Genomic DNA, 17,042 nt, shown 5'->3' on the forward strand with positions numbered 1-17,042 from the left:
CTCACATGATCCAGCGCCGTCGAGCGCATCATTCGGTGCTACAACACCGCCGCTGGTCAAAAAACGAAAACCATCGATCACTAGACCGGGTAGTACCCACGCTCAGGACGGCGATCTTCCACCCCGCCCCATGATCGAAGGACGGCCGTGGCCGTCCGGACGACCACCCGGATCCTTCGATCAAGACGGGGCCGGACTGGATCTTGGTGCACGCCTCGGGCGTGCCACGGTTTGGGTGATTTGCGATGGTTTTTGAAACCAGCGACGGTGTGGCACCACCGAACGACGACCTCGACGGCGCTGGATCATGTGAGCGCGGACCTGGCTTGGCATCACCGCAAGACGGCACGGACGGCAACCGCGCTACCCGTCGCGCCGCCGAAGGCTGCGCGGAACCACAAACGGCCGCAGCCGTGTCGGATTTTCTATTACGGAGATGACGATCACGCACGCGAAGAGCGACCGCAAGGTAGCCAGCGCATCAGGGAACGTCGAGCGGACGCTCATAGACATCCGCAGCAAACGTCACCGTCATCCCCACCCCCGTATACAACCGATAAGCCCCAGTCGGATTGGTCAGATCGACCCCCAACCCGGCCCCACTGCGCCCCTTAGCCGCGTACGCCGCGAAGGCAGTACGCAGCAACGCCCCGCCGATGCCGGACTTCCGGTGACCACACAACACGGCCAGGTTCTTGATCCAGCCCTCGCCGTGCTCGACGGCCTGGTCGGCGGACTGCAGCACGCCGACGATCTCGCCGTCGACCAGCGCCACGAACCACTCGTCCCAGCTGACCGACGGCAGCCCGTCGATCGCCGCGCGCCAGTCGTCGTAGCCGGTCGGCTGGAAGTCGGGGGTGTCCGCGAAGGCCGACTCGAGCACCTCGTGGAAGCGTGGCAGCTCGTCGGGGCGCACGGGGCGGATGTCGAAGCCGGACGGGGCGCGCTCGTCGCCGGTCAGCGGGCGGCTCATCCGGGCGTGCCGTTTGACGAAGGCGAAGCCGTGCCCGTCCAGTACCGCCACCAGCGCCGTCTCCGAGGCGAGCGTCCCGGCGCGCAGGATGGAGCGCGCGAAGCCGTTGCGGCGGGCGCGTTCGGCGGCCCGGGCGATGGCGAGGTCCAGCAGCGGGCCGTAGGCCGGTTCGCCGCGGCCGGGCCAGCCGTACACCTCGACGTTGTCGCGCACGCCGCGCTGCGGGTTGTCGACATAGGCCCAGGCGACCGGCTCGCCGTCGGGGCCCGCGGCGAGCCACGAATCGACCGCCGGGTCCTCGGCCGGGGCGGTGAGCGTCGCCACGACCTCGTCCTCGGACCAGTCCGGCTCGCCGAGGGCGGCCATGTCACTGGCCCGGGTGATCGCGAGGATCGCGGGCACGTCGCGCAGTGTGCAGCCGCGCACGGTCCAGCCGTCGAGACCGGGCAGAGAACTCATACGGGTGCCGCCTCCCGGACGGTGGTCACCGCCGCGTCGAGCAGGTTGACCAGTTCGATGCGCTCGGTGGGTGCCAGGGCGCGGAACGCTTCGCCGGCGATGCGGTCGGTGAGGGCCTCTGCCCAGCTGCGGCGGCGCACCAGCGGCTCGAAGGGCGGGAACGGCGGCTGCCAGCCGAACGCCGTCGCGCCGGCCTCGCCCTCGGGGCCGGCGATGATCGCTTCCAGAGGGCTCAGGCCGCTGGCGCGGATGGCGAGCAGGTGCGCGGCGCCGCGGTGCTCGCGCAGCAGGTGGGCCAGGACGGCGGCGCGGGCTCCGGGTGAGTCGTCGGGCAGCGGCATCGCCCGCCACGCCGCGAACAGCGGCATGCCGGCCGTCTCGGCGCTGACCACGACCCGCTCGGCGAGCTCGACGAGCTTCGGCAGGGCGTAGAAGCTCTCCAGGTGCTCGCGGCCCCACCGGCAGCACTCGTCGAGGTTGTCCGCGGCGATCTGCTCGGGCGGGGCGACCTTGCGGGCGGCGTCCCAGCCGTCCTGCACCGCCTCGGGCGCGATGAACCCGAGCGCCGCGGCGACGGTGTCGGCCCGCACGTCGCCGAGGGCGCCGCCGCGGCCGGCGACGTAGAACGCCCAGCCGGTCAGCCCGATCTGCCGAGCGCGGCGCATGGTCTTGGGGTCGTCGCTGAACGCGCCGCCCAGCATCAGGACGGCCTGCTTCGCCGCCGCTGCCGCCTGCTCGGGAGTCACCCGGCTCATTCTGCCTGCTCGGGTGGATCACAGAGTAGGCACACGTTCGTGGGAGCGGGTCCGGTCGGGTTCAGGACAGGTCCGCGAGGGCGTCCTGCGCGATTTTCACCCGCTTCTCGGCTGATTTGATCGCTTTCTCCGCGGCGGCGACGGCGCGCTCCGCCTCGGATTTCGCGGTCTCCGCGTCGGTCAGCTGCTGCAGCGCCGTCATCAGTTCGCGGCGGGCCTGCTTGACCACCCTGGCGTGTTCGGCCTCGGCCTGGCGCCGCTCCTCCTCCCGCCGGCGGGCCTCGGCGCGCTGCTCCCGGTCGTCCTGCGTCGGCGTGGACCGTTTCGCGGTCACGGTGCTCAGCCGGGGCGCGTCCTCACCGCCCTGGAGCAGTCGCAGCTGCGGTCGTGGGGTTTCCCCGAAACCCGTGTACTCGAGCGATTTTGTCAGCGCTCCCTGCTGTACCGCCGCCGCCGCCGTCGCATCGGCGAGCGCTGCCGCGAACGTTCCCTCCACCTCCTGCAGCGGAAGGTTGCCCCGGTCGGGGCCGGCGAGGCGGGCGGACTCCTTCGCCAGGGCGGCGACGGTGGAGCGGCGCCTGGTCGACAGCTCGCGCAGCTCCGCGCCGCGCAGCTCGCGTTGGGCGTCGCGCAGCTCCACGGCCAGCTCGAGCAGCTCCTCGACCAGGTCGGGCCGCTCGTGGGCGAGGAGGTTGACCAGCCACGCCGCGACCGTCGGCTTGCGCAGCTTGCCGATCGCGGCGGCCAGCCCGGTGTCGCGCGCCTTGCGGGCCTTGGCGACCTCTTCGGAGCGCACCGTGACGAACTCCTCCGGCGGCACCGCGTACAGCCTTGCCACCACGGCGGCGAGCGCATCGTCCACCATCCGATCGTAGGATCACCGGATGCGCGCGGACGTCTATTTCTCCCTCGATGTCGAGGCCGACGGCCCGATCCCCGGGCCGTATTCGATGGTGAGCCTCGGCCTCGCCGTCGCCGGCCGCTCCGACGGGGTGTTCGTCGCGGCGGACCCGACCGCTGAGACGTTCTACCGGGAGCTGCGCCCGATCAGCGACGACTTCGTCCCGGAGGCCCTGGCGGTGTCCGGGCTGGACCGGGCGGCCCTGCTGCGCGACGGCGCCGACCCGGCGACCGCCATGGCCGAGCTCAGCGCCTGGGTCACGCGCACCGCCGGCGCCGGGCGGCCGGTCATCGTCGCCTACCCGGCGGTGTTCGACTGGATGTTCCTGTACTGGTACCTGCTGCGCTTCGCCGGCAGCAGCGTCTTCGGCCACTCGGGCTGCCTGGACATCAAGACCCTGTACGCGGTCCGCGCGGGCGTCCCCATCGGCGCGGCAGTGAAGAGCCGCATGCCGGCGCATCTGCTGTCGAAGCGCCGGCACACCCATCACGCCCTCGACGACGCCGTCGAACAGGCGGAGCTCTTCGCCAACCTGATGGCCTGGAGGCCTTAACCCACGCTGGTGCCGGGCTCCAGGCGGGCGTACCGGGTGCCGGACAGCCTGATCATGTGCCCGGTGACCATCTGCTGACCGGCGTCCACCAGCAGGCTGTCGTGCAGCGCGAACGCCCGCTCCGGCGCGACCTCCCGGGTGAAGTCGATCGCCTCGGCGAGCTTCAGCCACGGCGCGGACACCGGCACGAACAAGGTCGCGATCTGCTCGTCCGGCACGTGGAGCGCGTCGCCCGGGTGGTAGAGCGGGCCGTCCGGGGTGTCGATCACGAAGCCGACGTTGACGACCTGGGGGATGTCCGGGTGGATGACCGCGTGCCTGCCGCCGTGGGCGCGGACCGTCATCCCGGCCGCGACGAAGGTGTCGCCGGGCGCGACCGCATACACGTCGGCGTCGAGGTCCGTGAGCTGCGCCTCGACGTCGGCGTGGGTGTGCACGGTGAACTCGGGGCGTTTCAGTGCCCGCAGCGCCTCGATGTCGACGTGGTCGAAGTGCTCGTGCGTGATGAGCACGGCGTCGGCGCCGTCGAGGGCCTCCGCCTCGCTGAAGACGCCCGGGTCGATCACCAGCACCCCGCCGTCGTGCTCGATGCGCAGACAGGCGTGCGTGAACTTGGTGATGCGCATGGGCTCCGTCTCCTCTGCTTGCTGTGCTCTCGCCGTGGCTCTGCTGTGTCGCAACCGTGACGCTGGGGGCGGGAACCGGGGTGCGGCCCGGCTACGTCCCAGGGTGCAGTTCGATCGCTCCGATCGACCCTACCCAGGAGGCGTCATGTCAGTCAGGCGCACCAGAGTGTTCCTCACGGCGGTGGGTGCCGCGCTGCTCGTCGCAGTGGGCGGTTGCGCCGGCGACAGCAAGGACTCCGCCGCGCCCAGCTCGGCGGACCGCGGCGCGGTCGCGCCCGGGGTGGCGCAGGAGGGCGGCGGCGGCCCGGGGGCCGGCCCCGCCAAGGAGCCGCTGCAGGACCCGAACCAGAACAAGGTCCCCGACAACCTCGACGTCGAGAACCGCTCGATCATCTACTCCGGCTCGATGACCGTCCGCGTGGACGACGTCGACGCCGCGGCCGCGAAGGCGATCACGCTGGCCACCGCGGCGGGCGGCTTCGTCGGCGGCGACAACCGCCGGCGCGACGACCGCCGCTCCACGGGCACGCTGGTGCTGCGGATCCCGGCGGCGAAGTTCACGCCGACGCTGGAGCAGCTCAAGGACCTCGGCGACGAGGAGGACCGCACCATCACCGCGCAGGACGTGACCGACCAGGTCGTGGACGTGCAGGCGCGGCTGAACAACGCCGAGGCCAGCGTCGACCGCATCCGCGCGCTCCTGGCGAAGGCCACCACCATCGGCGAGATCACCTCGCTGGAGTCGGAGCTGTCGCGCCGCCTGTCGGACCTCGAGTCCCTGCAGGCCCGCAAGCGCAAGCTCGACGGCCTGACCGCGCTGTCGACGATCACGCTGCAGCTGCTCGGCCCCGAGGCGGCGATCACCCGCGACAAGGACGAGATCGGCATCGTGGCCGGTTTCAAGTCGGGCATGAAGGCGTTCCTCGCCTCGCTGCAGGTGGCGCTGACGGTGCTGGGCTGGCTGGTCCCGTGGCTGCTGCTGCTGGGTGTGCCGCTGTACGTCCTGGTCCGGCTCTTCCGCCGCTTCCGGCCGAGCCGTCCCGCGCTGGTCGCCGCGGGCGCGCAGCCGGGTGGTCCGGCGCCGGGCTGGACCCCGCCGACGGCCGCGTTCCCGACCGCCCCGCGCCCGGGAGCAGGTGCGCGGCCCGGCCCGCCGCCCGCCGTGGTGCCGCCCGCTCGCGGCCCGGTCTCCGCACCGCCCGCCGCGGGTCCGGTCTCCGCACCGCCCGCCGGTGGTCCTGGCTCGATGCCGCCCGCCGGTGGTCCTGCTGCCATGCCGGCCGGTCACGGCGCGGTGTCGGCGCCGCCCGCCACCGGCGGTCCTGTCACCGCGCCGCCGTCCACCGGTCCCGCGGCCGGGACGGGCCCCGTCTCCGGCGCCTGCCGGCGGTCCGGCCGCCGGTACCGGTCCGGCCTCCGCGTCGCCTGCCGGCGGCCGGGGGCCGGGCCAGCCACCGTCCGAGGCGCCGACTGAGGCGCCGTCCGAGGCGCCGTCCGAGGCGCCGCCGAAGCGCGACGAGGACGACCGGTGACCCCGGAACGGGTCACGCACCACCGATGAGCAGTGTCCGGTCAGGGCGTCGGGTGCGCCGACGGGTTCTCCACCGTCGGCGGCTCGGCCGAGGTGCTCGACAGGACCGTCACGAGTCCGGCCACGGCAGCGCCGAACGCGGGCCGCAGCTGGTAGCCGGAGTGCCCGTCAACCTTGGGGAACACCGTGTCACCGGGTGCGATGTCGAAGCCCGGCGGGTCCACCAGCCGCACATCCCGTGCGGTCGGTGACTGCACCGGGCCGCCGATCGGGTCGGTGTCCCGCCAGAGGTTGACCCAACGGGGGCTGTGCTGACCCGCGTCGAGGACGCCATCCTCGGGGCGGGCCAGCACCGCGCCGATGCGTTCCAGCACCGCGTCGTTGACGTAGGCGGGGAAGAACCTCGCGTACAGGCGGCGCAGCGGCGAGCCGTAGGTCAGCAGCGTGGTGCGGGCCTGCGCCTCCGGCGGCAGCTGCAGGACGGTCGCGGCGGCCAGGACGGTGCCCTGGCTGTGCCCGGACAGCACGACCCCGCCCTGCTCGGCGGCGAGCCACCCGGTGCGCCGGGCCAGCTCCGGCACGACCCGCTCGGCGTAGCAGGGCGGCGCGAGGGGATGCGCGGCCCGCGGCCAGAACGTGCCGAGGTCCCACAGCACGCCGACGATCCGGCGGAATCGCTGGTACCGGTATGCCAGTACACCGATGAACACGAGCGCGAACGCCGACAGTCCGATGAGGTAGGTGCCGAGGTTGACCACGACCGACATCACCTCGGCCGCCGCCGAACCGGAGGACGCCAGCCGGATCGGCCGCTGCCCCAGCAGCGCGAACCCGGTCGCGACGACCGCCGCCGCGGCGGCCGGCACGAACACCCAGACGAGCATGCGGCCGACGTGGTCGGTGACGAGGGCGTCGGCGACGGCGGTGTCGATGTGCCGGGCCCGCCGCCCGTCGCGCTGCCGGCCGCCGCGGAAGTCGGCGTCGGTGACGACCCGGGCGTACCTGCGCAGGCGGCGCACCAGCGGCAGCCCCATGCTCAGCCCGACCAGCACGGCGAGCACCAGCAGCAGGACGAACCCGGCGGCGGCCCACTCGTACGCGGGCGGCGGTTCGATCAGGTGGCGGGCCTCCTTGTAGTCCGCGGTGGACGGCAGCGCCCGGCGGTCGAGGAAGTCGGCGACCCGGTACGCCATCCCGGCGGCGAACGCGACGGCGACGCCGAGCCCGGTGCTGGCGATCAGCGGGCCCGCGAGCCCTTGCAGGAACGTGCGCTTCGGGCGGGTCCCCAGGACCACGCCGCCGAGCACGAGCATCAGCAGGACCTGCACGCCGAAGAGCACGGTGACGGTGCCGCTGAAGACCGGCAGCCGGTCCTTGGCCGTCCACGGGTCGCGGTTGAGGCAGGCGTACGCGAGCACGAAGCCGGTCAGCACGACGGCGGCGTGGCTCAGCACGCGCGTGAACGGCTTCGCCCATGCGGCCGGGCTGTCGCGGTGCACGACGGCGCTCAGGGTCACCGCGAGGAACCCCGACAGCAGGATGACGGCGGTGACGGCGGCGAGGACGTACCCGAGCGGATGCCGGTCGTGCGGGACGAGCACGCCGAGCAGCACCGCGTCGAGGGTGCCGAACGCGACCGCGATGTGCAGCGACCGGAGCCTGCCGACGAGGGGCCGGCCGTTCCAGAAGCACGGGTGCGCCAGGCCGTCGCCGTCGCCGTCGGTGGTGACGGGGTACGCCTCGTACCGCGCCCAGGTGCGCCGGCCGAGGAACCACAGGAACGCGATCGCGACGACGGGGATCAGAGCGGTGACGGCGAGCCGCCGGCTGGTCGTGGCGAACGTGCCGTCCGCGAGAATCGACAGGTACCCGCGGTCCTGCAGGCAGCGGGGCAGCGCCGCGCACTGCCAGCCGACGAGGTCCATCGAGATCTCGACGAACGCCAGGACGAACGACGCGGTCATGGTCAGCGCGAAGACGCGGGTGATCGCCCGGATCACGGCCCGGGGTCCGGGGCCGACGTCGGGCCGCAGCCAGATGGCGACGTTGGCGAACATGAACGGCAGCAGGAGCAGCCAGAGCGCCCGGGCGGCGGCGCCGGCGGTGAGGTTGCCCCAGCGGTAGGCCTCCAGGGTCACGCCGCCGGGGCCGGTGACGGCGCCGTACTCCGCGCGGGGGCGGAAGAACCCAGCGTCGGTGTCGCCCGCGACCCGCCGCAGCAGCGGCCGGTCGAGGACGTCCTCCGCCGGGGTGCCCGTGACGCCGTGCACACGCAACTCAGTGACCACGGCCCATGGCTATCAGACCAGTGACGCTTTTAGATAGCCCTCGGGCCAGTGCTTCTGCTTTGCGTGCTCCTGCTTGCGTGCTCCTGCCTTGCGTGCTCCTGCTTTGCGTGCTCCTGCTTTGCGTGCTTCTGCTTTGCGCCGAGGCCTAGAACGCGCCCGCGCTCAGTGCGGCGAGGGCGGTGTGGACCATGACGCGGACGCCGTAGCCGATCGCGCGCTCGTCGACGTCGAAGGACGACTGGTGGATGTCGAACTTCTGGTCCGAGCCGGGCACGCCGACGCCGAGGCGGATCATCGAGCCCGGCACGCCGTCGAGGTAGAACGCGAAGTCCTCGCCGCCCATGCTGATCTCCGCCTCGACGACCCGGTCCGGGCCGAGGGCGGCACCGGCGGCGCCGGCGATGATCGCGGTGGCGAGACGGTCGTTGACCACCGGCGGCACGCCGCGGGTGTACTTGACCTCCACATCGGCGCCGGTGGGCGCGATGACGTCGTGGACGAGCTTGGTGACCAGCTCGGGCACGTCGCGCCAGGCGTCGCGGCTGAGCACCCGGATGGTGCCGCGGGCGATGCCCTCGATCGGGATCGCGTTGGCCGCCTCGCCGGCCCGCACGGCACCCCACACCATGGAGACCCCGGCGCGGGCGTCGAGCTTGCGGTCCAGCAGCGACGGCACGTCCACCAGGATCCGGCCGAGCGCGTGGACCAGGTCGGCGGTCAGGTGCGGCCGGGCGGTGTGCCCGCCGCGCCCGGTGAGCCGGACCTCGATCTTGTCGGCGGCGGCGGTGAACGGCCCGGAGCGGACCCCCACGAGGCCGACCGGCAGCTGCGGCGCGCAGTGCAGCGCGAAGATCGCGGCGACGTCCTTGAGCCCGCCGGCGGCGATGACCTCGGGCGCGCCGGACGGCATCGTCTCCTCGGCCGGCTGGAACAGCAGCCGCACCCGGCCCGGCAGCTCGTCGCGCTCGGCCAGCTGGGCAAGGGCGAGGCCGACGCCGAGCAGGATCGTGGTGTGGACGTCGTGGCCGCAGGCGTGGCAGACGTTGTCGACGGTGGAGCGGTAGGGCACGTCCTTGGTGTCCGGCAGCGGCAGGGCGTCCAGGTCGGCGCGCAGCGCGATGACCCGGTCGCCGTAGCCGATGTCGCACATGACGCCGTTGCCCTTGGGCAGCATGCGGGGCGACAGACCGGCACGGGTCAGCTCGCGGGCGACGAGGGCCGCCGTCTCGAACTCCTGGCCGGAGAGCTCCGGATGCGCGTGAATGTGACGCCGGACGGCTACGAGCTCGGCACCCCGGGAGGTGAGCCAACGGTCGAGTTGACCGGGCAGCGGATCGGCCCCGGGTGGAGTCTCGGGCCAGGACGACGTCAACTTGCTGACCCGCGCCGCCGCAGCGGCGGGATCGGGCAGCGTCAGCGCTCTCGTCACGGTGAGTTCTCTATTTCGGTCTAAAGGAGCGGCCCGCCCCATGCGTGCCACGGACAGACTAACTGGGTCAAGGTGACGGAGCGCAACATCATTCTGGTGATGTTCGGATAGCTGAGCGTCACTTGATTGGTACTGGAGGCGTAAAGTTGCTGGCCTCGTCGGAAGTGTGCGGTCCGCTTCAGACAAGTACCCCTCACCTCCTACAACGGGTGACAGGCGCCACGGTCACGTGGTGTCGCGAGTAACTTTTCGCCTCGGTGCTGCCGCCATGGTCGCCGATGATCGACGCACAGTGACGGAAGACGTCGCAGAGTGGCATGAACCCGGGGGTCGACGCCGCACCATGCGTCCGTCCGGCCCCCCGCTGATCGGCAGGTGCACCTGGAAATCCAGGGAAAGTAGTCCCCCGATGTTCCGGATGCGTTTCAGTACCCCTGCGTAGACGCTCCGCCGTACCGTTCGGGTTCCCCGAATGAACGGATTCAATCCAACCGTTTCAGCAGCGCGACAAGATCAGCACGCACGGTTGCCTGTGGGTCACGGTACGGTGAAGGACCGGACCCCACCTTTCTTAACCGGCGGCCAGCAAGCAAGATAGTGGGGACCGCGGTCGTACAGCGAGAAAGTCATCTCCCCTCCATGACGACGGTTTACTGCCTGTGACTCAGCTCCCGACGTGGCACGGCGAGCCCCTGCCACCCACCGGCGCTCTGGCCTCCGCCGGAGCCGGGCGTGATCCTGCGCGCGGCCCCGACCAGCGGGAGCCCCGCGAGCCTGGCTCCACGAGCATGCCCGTGCCCGGCCAGCGTGCCGCGCCAGGCGTGGTGATCGGCGGGCGCTATGCGCTGCGCACCGCCATCGGCCACGGCGGCATGGGCACCGTGTGGCGCGCCAGCGACACCGTGCTGCGCCGTGACGTGGCGGTCAAGGAAGTGATACTGCCGCCGAACATGGCCCCCAGCGACCGCGACTCGATGTATCAGCGGACGCTGCGCGAGGCCCGCGCCGCTGCGGCGCTGTCGCATCCCGCCGTCGTCCAGGTCTACGACGTGGTCACCGAGGCCGGCCGCCCATGGATCGTCATGGAGCTGCTCCAGGCCCGCAGCCTCGCCGAGATGATCGTGGAGGACGGCCCCCTCGCCGCCCGCGCGGTCGCGAAGATCGGCATCGCCCTGCTCGGCGCGCTCGAGGTCGCCCACGCCGCCGGCGTGCTGCACCGCGACGTCAAGCCGGCCAACGTGCTCATCGCCGGCGACGGCCGCTGCGTGCTCACCGACTTCGGCGTGGCCCGCATGCCCACCGACAGCGAGCTGACCACGCCCGGCATGGTGCTCGGCTCGCCGCACTTCATCTCCCCCGAGCGGGCCATCGGCGCCAAGTTCGGGCCGCCCAGCGACCTGTTCTCCCTCGGCGTCACGCTGTACACGGCGGTCGAGGGCCGCCCGCCGTTCGACCGGCGCGACCCGTTCGAGACGATGCGCGCCGTCGTCGAGGAGCCGCCGGCCCAGGCGGTCCGCGCCGGCCCGCTCGCCGGCGTGCTCTACGGCCTGCTGGAGAAGGACCCGGCCCGCCGCTGGAATGTCGAGACCGCCCGCGCGGTCCTGCGTGACCTGCTCGCCGGCCCCCTCGCCAGCAACGCCCCGGCGCACATGACGGACCCGTATGCGGTGGTCCGCCCGACGCACCAGCCGACGGTCGCGACCCCGCAGCACTCCCCGACCGGCCAGATCGGCGGCCGGGCGATGATCGCCCCCGGCGAGACGGTCAGCGGTGCCCTGCGCCGCATGCACTCCGGCGGCCCGTCCCACCAGGCGCAGGAGCCCGAGCTGGAGCGGACCGACGCCAGCCGCTACGCGGCCTACCAGGACGGCCCGCTCGGCACCACCGACTGGACCCGGGCCCCGGCCGAGCCGCCGAAGCAGCCCGGCGCCGACCTCAAGCGCATCGTCACCCAGGCACCACGCTGGGCGAAGATCGCCGTCGCCGCGGGCGTCGTGGTCGTCCTCGTCGTCGCGCTGTCCATGTCCGGCCTGTTCTCCGGCGGCGGCTCCGACGCGCAGAGCGGCAAGCCGACGACGACCGCGACGAGCGCCCCGGCGCGCCCCCTGCTGGACGTGGAGTCCTTCACCCACCCCGGCGGCATCACGGTCAACATCCCGAAGGGCTGGACGAAGAAGCAGCTCGGCAACGCGTCGGCGCCCTACTACGACATCACCGACCCGGCCGACGCCAACCGCCGCATCCGCGTCAACATCGAGAAGGCGTCGAACACGCCCCGCGCCTTCCTCGAAAGCGCGGAGAACCGGCTGAAGTCGACCGCGTCCAGCTGCACCCAGCCGTTCGCCCACGTCGACATGACCGAGAACAAGCTCGACGGCCACGACGCCGCGGTCCTCGAATACACCTGCGGCGCCGGCGACCAGCAACGCCACGCCCTGTGGAACGCCGTGGTCCTCAACGGCAAGAGCTACCACTTCTTCGTGACCGTGCCCGAGGCCAAGTTCGCCGAGAGCAAGGTCATCTTCGAGGAGATGGTCCGCTCGTTCAAGCTCACCACCCCCTCGGCAGGCGCCACGACCAGCCAGTGACCCGCTGAGCTCACCCGCCGCACGGGTCCCGGCGCCTGATCGAAGGATCCCGTGCCGCGGGCGTTTCGTGGCGCTTGACGGCTCGCCGCCCTACGCCCGGCCGGCAAGGGGCGACGAGCCGGGCCGGCGCCGGCACGCGCTTGGGGCCCTGTGAGCCGGCACACGCGCGAGCGCGCTCAGGCAGTCCCGCCCCTGCTGCGCCGTCGCAGACCCGGGCCGCGTGCTGCATGCTCCGACGTGCGTGCCTGGACCGGCGCGCGATGACACGCGCACCCGCCCGCCGGTGTCCGGACCGGGCTCCTTGCCGGATCGGACGCCTCGAGGGCGGGTCTTGCGGTTGATCGAAGTCGTCTTGTGGCCGTGCGAGCGACCAGCGCGCGCCGTTGATCACAGCAAGGCAGCGTGCGGCGGCGGCGCGCTCCGGACCGTCCTTGCCGGTGGTCACGCGTACGGCCGCCGGGCGAGCGCCTGCCGCGGGTCCGACCCGCGCATGATTGGTGTTTGCTGTCGTTGGGTGTCGCCGCGGCCGGCGGGCAGCCGCCGGACGATCTTGCTGCCGTGATCGAAGGACAGCGGTGGTCGTCCCGGCGGCCGGGGGCGTCCTTCGATCAAGCGGGGCGGGGACAAGGTCGCCGTCTGAAGCGAGGTACTCCCCGGTCCAGTCATCGATGGCCGCGACTTCGCAGCGATCCGGGAGGCACCGGCACCCATCCGGTCCGGCGCAGCGGCCGGGGTGGCTGGGTGGCGGCCCGCGCACAGCAGTGTTCCTGCCCGCGGCCGCGGTTCGGCGCCGGCGGACGATCTCGCGGCCGTGATCGAAGGACAGCGGTGGTCGTCCCGGCGGCCGGGGGCGTCCTTCGATCAAGCGGGGCGGGGACACGATCGCCGTCTGAAGCGAGGTACTCCCCGGTCCAGCCACCGATGGCCGCGAACATCGCAGCGATCCGGGAGGCACCGGCACCCATCCGGTCCGGCGCAGCGGCCGGGGTGGCTGGGCGCGGCCCACGCACAGCAGTGTTCCTGCCCGCGGCCGCGGTTCGGCGCCGCCGGACGATCTTGCGAACGTGATCGAAGGACAGCAGTGGCCACCCCAGCGACCACAGGCGTCCTTTGATCAAGCGGCGGGGTGAAGATCGCCGCTTCGATCATGCCGACGGGGCGCGCGACCGATCCGGGCGGCGACCGCGCACCGGAAGCTCACTGCTGTAACCCAACCTTCGGTGCGAAACGGACACGCCTCCGGCAGGTGCGCCAGTCGATCATGAGGGTCTGGAGCTGGGCGGCCGCCGCCGGGGGTGCTCGGCTTGGCGGCCGGGGTGGGGCGGGGCGTGCTAAGAACGACGGATGAGTGATCTGCGCGCCGAAGCGGAGGCCTGGCTGGCCGACGATCCCGACCCCGCCGGCCGGGACGAGCTGCGGGCCGTGCTCGACGATCACCAGGAGCTGCAGGACCGGTTCGCGGGGCCGTTGACGTTCGGCACGGCCGGGTTGCGGGGGCCGCTGCGGGCAGGGCCGAACGGCATGAACCTCGCTGTCGTGCGGGGTGCGGCCGCGGGGCTGGTCCGGTGGCTGCGGGACAGCGGGGTCGAGGGGCCGCTCGTCGTCGGGTACGACGCCCGCCACGGCTCGAAGGCGTTCGCCGAGGAGACGGCGAGGGTGGCGCAGGGCGCCGGGCGGCGGGCGCTGCTGCTGCCCAGGCCGCTGCCGACGCCGGTCCTCGCGTTCGCGGTGCGGCACCTCAAGGCGGCCGCCGGGGTCATGGTGACCGCGAGTCACAACCCTCCGCAGGACAACGGTTACAAGGTGTACTTGGGCGACGGCTCGCAGATCGTGCCGCCCGCGGACCGGGAGATCGAGCGGGCGATCCGGGCGGTCGGGCCGCTACTGGACGTGCCGCTGGGTGACGCCGGCACGACGCTGGGCGAGGACGTGGTCGACGCGTACGTCGACGGGGCGCTGCGCACCGTCGAGCCGGAGGTGCCACGGGATCTCGTCGTGGCGTACACCCCGATGCACGGAGTCGGCAAGGACGTGTTCGTCCGCACGATCACCGAGGCGGGTTACCCCGAGCCGGCGGTGGTCGCGGAGCAGGCCGAGCCCGATCCCGACTTCCCGACCGTCGCGTTCCCCAACCCGGAGGAGCCCGGCGCGACCGACCTGCTGATCGCGCTGGCCACGGCGGCGGGCGCCGACATCGCGATCGCCAACGACCCGGACGCCGACCGGTGCGCGGTCGCGTACAGGAACGACGCGTCCGGCGCCTGGCGCCTGCTGCGCGGTGACGAGGTGGGCGTCCTGCTCGCCGACCACCTGATGCGCAGGGGCGTCAAGGGGCGCTATGCGACGACGATCGTGTCCTCCAGCCTGCTGTCGAGGATGTGCGAGGCGCACGGCATGCCGTACGGCGAGACGCTCACCGGTTTCAAGTGGATCGTGCGGGCCGGCGACGACCTGGTCTACGGCTACGAGGAGGCGCTGGGGTACTGCGTCGCGCCCGGCCACGTCCGGGACAAGGACGGGATCACCGCCGCGCTGCTGGTGTGCGAGCTCGCCGCGGGGCTCAAGTCCGAGTTCAAGAGCCTCGGCGACCGCCTCGACGAGCTCGCGCTGCAGCACGGGGTGCACGCGACGGACCAGTTGAGCGTCCGCGTCGACGACCTCGCCGACATCGCGGCCGCCATGGCCACGATCCGGCGGAGGCCGCCGGTGGCGCTGCTCGACGAGCCGGTCCACGCGGTCGAGGACCTGCTGCCGGACGCCGACGTGCTGATCGTGCGGGCAGGCCCGGCCCGGGTGGTGGTGCGCCCGTCGGGGACGGAGCCGAAGCTGAAGGCGTACCTGGAGGTCGTGGAGCAGGTCACGGACGGTGACGTGGCCGCCGCGCGGGAGAGGGCCCGGGCCGGCCTGGCCGCGCTGAGGACCGAGACGGCCACCGCTCTGGGGCTATAGCGTCACGGAGAACACCGTCGACGAGGCCAGCTTCTGAAACTCCGCAAGGGCCGCCTGGGAGCTGTCCGGGCGGGTGTCGCCCTTGGGTGCGTTCGGCGAGTCGAAGTAGACGAGGGCCTTGATCGCCGGGAAGCGCCCGAGCTGCTGACGGACCGTCGAGTAGATCCAGGCCTTCTGGGCGGGGTCGGCGGCATGCTCGTACACCCCCCATTCGGCGATCATCAGGGGCTTGTTGCCGTGCGTGCGGGTGACCCAGGTGTAGAACCCGGGCCACTTCGCGGGATCCGAGGTGCGGTCGACCAGGTAGGTGAAGTCGCCGTGGCCGTAGCCGCCGGGCTTGGCGAACAGGTAGGGGTCCATGCCGATCCAGTCGACGACGTCGTCGCCCGGGTACAGGTCGCCGAACCACGGCTGCACGCACCACGGCTCGTAGGCCATGTAGACCATGACGAAGACGACGTTCGTGACGCCGGCGGCGCGCAGGCGCAGCACGGTGTGCCGGTACATCGCGGCGTAGTCGCGGGCGGTCATGCCGCCGCCGGCGCGCACGTCGTTCTCCGGCTCGTGATGCAGGGCGACGAACAGCTTCCCGGGGAACGCCTTCAGCCGGGCGGCGGCGCGGTCGATGCGGGCGTCCTGCCCGCCGGCGGCGACGTCGGCCCAGGTCGTGTCCCAGGCGACCTTCCAGTTGGCGAACAGGATCCGTTTGCGCGACTGCCGCACGGTGGCGATTTCGTCGGCGGTCGGCCAGACCTCGTCGCCGCGGTGGTAGGAGTGCAGAATGTCGGCGGGCCGGCCGGTGGTGCGCTCGAAGTTGCCCAGCGCCTCGGACGACGGCAGGTCGGTGAACGCGCCCGGCGCCACGCCCCACAGCAGCCCGCAGCTCGGCACCAGTTTTGCGCTCAGCCCGCAGCGGCGGGCGCCCTCGGTGGTCTTCGGGGCCGTCGAGGGCGCCGTGGACGGCTGCTTCCGCGCCGGAGCCGACCCGAGCGTCCCGAGGCCGCTGCTGTCTGGTCGCTGCGCCGCCGGTACGGCGTCAGCCCGCGGCTCGGGTCTGCCGACGGCGGTCGCAGCCAGGGCGCCCGAGCCGACGAGGACCCCGACGGCGAGCGCCACGGCGAGGACTGGATGGGTGCGCAGGAACGAGCGTCGGTGCTTCATCGCCGGTCACCGTAGGCCGCTGCTCAGCCCGCCAGGCAATGGCTGAGCAGCGGAAGTCCCCCGATCCGGCGACGAGAATTCAGCGTGAGTGGGAGCGAGGGAGCATGGGGGGTGTGGGGTGGCGCAGCCCCCACAGGACCGCTGGCGAAGCCGCCGGAGCTGGAAACAGCCGCCTCAGAAACGGGGCATGCCGCCGAACTGCCGGTCGCCGGCGTCGCCGAGGCCCGGGACGATGTACATGCGCTCGTTGAGCTTCTCGTCGATCGCGGCCGTGACGAGCCGGATCGGCAGCCCCGAGTCGGCGAGGCGCTCGATGCCGGCGGGCGCGGCCAGGACGCACAGCACGGTGATGTCGGTCGCGCCGCGGTCGACCAGCAGCCGCACGCAGTGCAGCAGCGAGCCGCCGGTGGCCAGCATCGGGTCGAGGACCAGCACCGGGATGCCCTTGAGGACGCCAGGCAGCGACTCCATGTAGGCGCGCGGCTCGTAGGTCTCCTCGTCGCGGGCCAGCCCCACGAATCCCATCGAGGACTCCGGCAGCAGCGCCAGGGCCGAGTCGGCCATGCCGAGGCCGGCGCGCAGGACCGGCACCAGCAGCGGCGGGTTCGCCAGGCGGGTGCCCTCGGCCATGGCGACGGGCGTCTTCACCGGGAACTGCTCGGTGGCGAAGGAGCGGGCCGCCTCGTACACCAGCATCGTGGTGAGCTCGTGCAGCGCGGCACGGAACTGGCCGTTGTCGGTCCGTTCGTCACGCATCGCGGTCAGTCGCGACTTGGCCAGGGGGTGATCCACCACGAGTACGTCCACGAGCAGTAAGCCTAGACTCGGG

General features: G+C 72.5%; 12 protein-coding genes. 4 read left to right on the forward strand and 8 right to left on the reverse strand.

Features of this window, described 5'->3' with window-relative positions; genetic code table 11:
• Positions 1 to 481 precede the first annotated feature (481 nt).
• From OHA72_RS02980 to OHA72_RS02990, 3 genes are all read right to left on the reverse strand, one after another.
• On the reverse strand, positions 482 to 1,432 hold the full coding sequence (locus OHA72_RS02980; protein WP_327006325.1) for a GNAT family N-acetyltransferase: 951 nt from the start codon (positions 1,430 to 1,432) through the stop codon (positions 482 to 484).
• Positions 1,429 to 2,178: an SCO6745 family protein gene (locus OHA72_RS02985; protein WP_327006326.1), complete on the reverse strand. Its 750-nt coding sequence runs from the start codon at positions 2,176 to 2,178 to the stop codon at positions 1,429 to 1,431. Before OHA72_RS02985 ends, OHA72_RS02980 begins: the two co-directional genes overlap by 4 nt.
• A gap of 70 nt (positions 2,179 to 2,248) precedes the next feature.
• Positions 2,249 to 3,049: a TolC family protein gene (locus tag OHA72_RS02990; protein WP_327006327.1), complete on the reverse strand. Its 801-nt coding sequence runs from the start codon at positions 3,047 to 3,049 to the stop codon at positions 2,249 to 2,251.
• Positions 3,050 to 3,071: 22 nt separating this feature from the next.
• On the opposite strand from OHA72_RS02990, the gene OHA72_RS02995 reads away from it, so the two are divergent.
• Entirely contained in the window at positions 3,072 to 3,641 is a 570-nt protein-coding gene (locus OHA72_RS02995) for a 3'-5' exonuclease (protein WP_327006328.1), read from the forward strand.
• Here the strand turns inward: OHA72_RS02995 and OHA72_RS03000 are convergent.
• Complete coding sequence (locus tag OHA72_RS03000; protein WP_327006329.1) at positions 3,638 to 4,267, reverse strand: MBL fold metallo-hydrolase; 630 nt, start codon at positions 4,265 to 4,267, stop codon at positions 3,638 to 3,640. The two genes, OHA72_RS02995 and OHA72_RS03000, sit on opposite strands and share 4 nt — an antisense overlap.
• A 145-nt stretch (positions 4,268 to 4,412) precedes the next feature.
• Between OHA72_RS03000 and OHA72_RS03005 the strand changes: the two genes are divergently transcribed.
• On the forward strand, positions 4,413 to 5,741 hold the full coding sequence (locus OHA72_RS03005; RefSeq protein WP_327006330.1) for a DUF4349 domain-containing protein: 1,329 nt from the start codon (positions 4,413 to 4,415) through the stop codon (positions 5,739 to 5,741).
• Positions 5,742 to 5,839: 98 nt separating this feature from the next.
• Here OHA72_RS03005 and OHA72_RS03010 read toward each other — a convergent pair whose 3' ends face one another.
• Together OHA72_RS03010 and OHA72_RS03015 are read right to left on the reverse strand one after the other, a co-directional pair.
• Positions 5,840 to 8,086, reverse strand: a complete 2,247-nt coding sequence (locus OHA72_RS03010) for a hypothetical protein (RefSeq protein WP_327006331.1) — start codon at positions 8,084 to 8,086, stop codon at positions 5,840 to 5,842.
• A gap of 145 nt (positions 8,087 to 8,231) precedes the next feature.
• Positions 8,232 to 9,515 carry an amidohydrolase gene (locus OHA72_RS03015; RefSeq protein WP_442788498.1) on the reverse strand — a complete coding sequence of 428 codons (1,284 nt, stop codon included), beginning with the start codon at positions 9,513 to 9,515 and terminating at the stop codon, positions 8,232 to 8,234.
• A 659-nt stretch (positions 9,516 to 10,174) separates the two neighbouring features.
• On the opposite strand from OHA72_RS03015, the gene OHA72_RS03020 reads away from it, so the two are divergent.
• Together OHA72_RS03020 and OHA72_RS03025 are read left to right on the forward strand one after the other, a co-directional pair.
• Entirely contained in the window at positions 10,175 to 12,103 is a 1,929-nt protein-coding gene (locus tag OHA72_RS03020; RefSeq protein WP_327006332.1) for a serine/threonine-protein kinase, read from the forward strand.
• Between the two features lie 1,344 nt (positions 12,104 to 13,447).
• A complete protein-coding gene (locus OHA72_RS03025) occupies positions 13,448 to 15,052 on the forward strand; it encodes a phospho-sugar mutase (protein ID WP_327006333.1) in 1,605 nt (534 codons plus the stop codon).
• On the opposite strand, the gene OHA72_RS03030 is transcribed toward OHA72_RS03025, so the two are convergent.
• Both OHA72_RS03030 and upp read right to left on the reverse strand, forming a co-directional pair.
• Entirely contained in the window at positions 15,047 to 16,213 is a 1,167-nt protein-coding gene (locus tag OHA72_RS03030) for a glycoside hydrolase family 26 protein (protein ID WP_327006334.1), read from the reverse strand. The two genes, OHA72_RS03025 and OHA72_RS03030, sit on opposite strands and share 6 nt — an antisense overlap.
• 174 nt (positions 16,214 to 16,387) lie before the next feature.
• Positions 16,388 to 17,020 (reverse strand): uracil phosphoribosyltransferase, encoded by a 633-nt coding sequence (gene upp / locus OHA72_RS03035; protein ID WP_327006335.1) that lies wholly within the window; start codon positions 17,018 to 17,020, stop codon positions 16,388 to 16,390.
• Positions 17,021 to 17,042: the final 22 nt, after the last annotated feature.

Origin of the sequence: Dactylosporangium sp. NBC_01737 (assembly GCF_035963215.1) — a bacterium.
Classification (GTDB): Bacteria; Actinomycetota; Actinomycetes; order Mycobacteriales; family Micromonosporaceae; genus Dactylosporangium.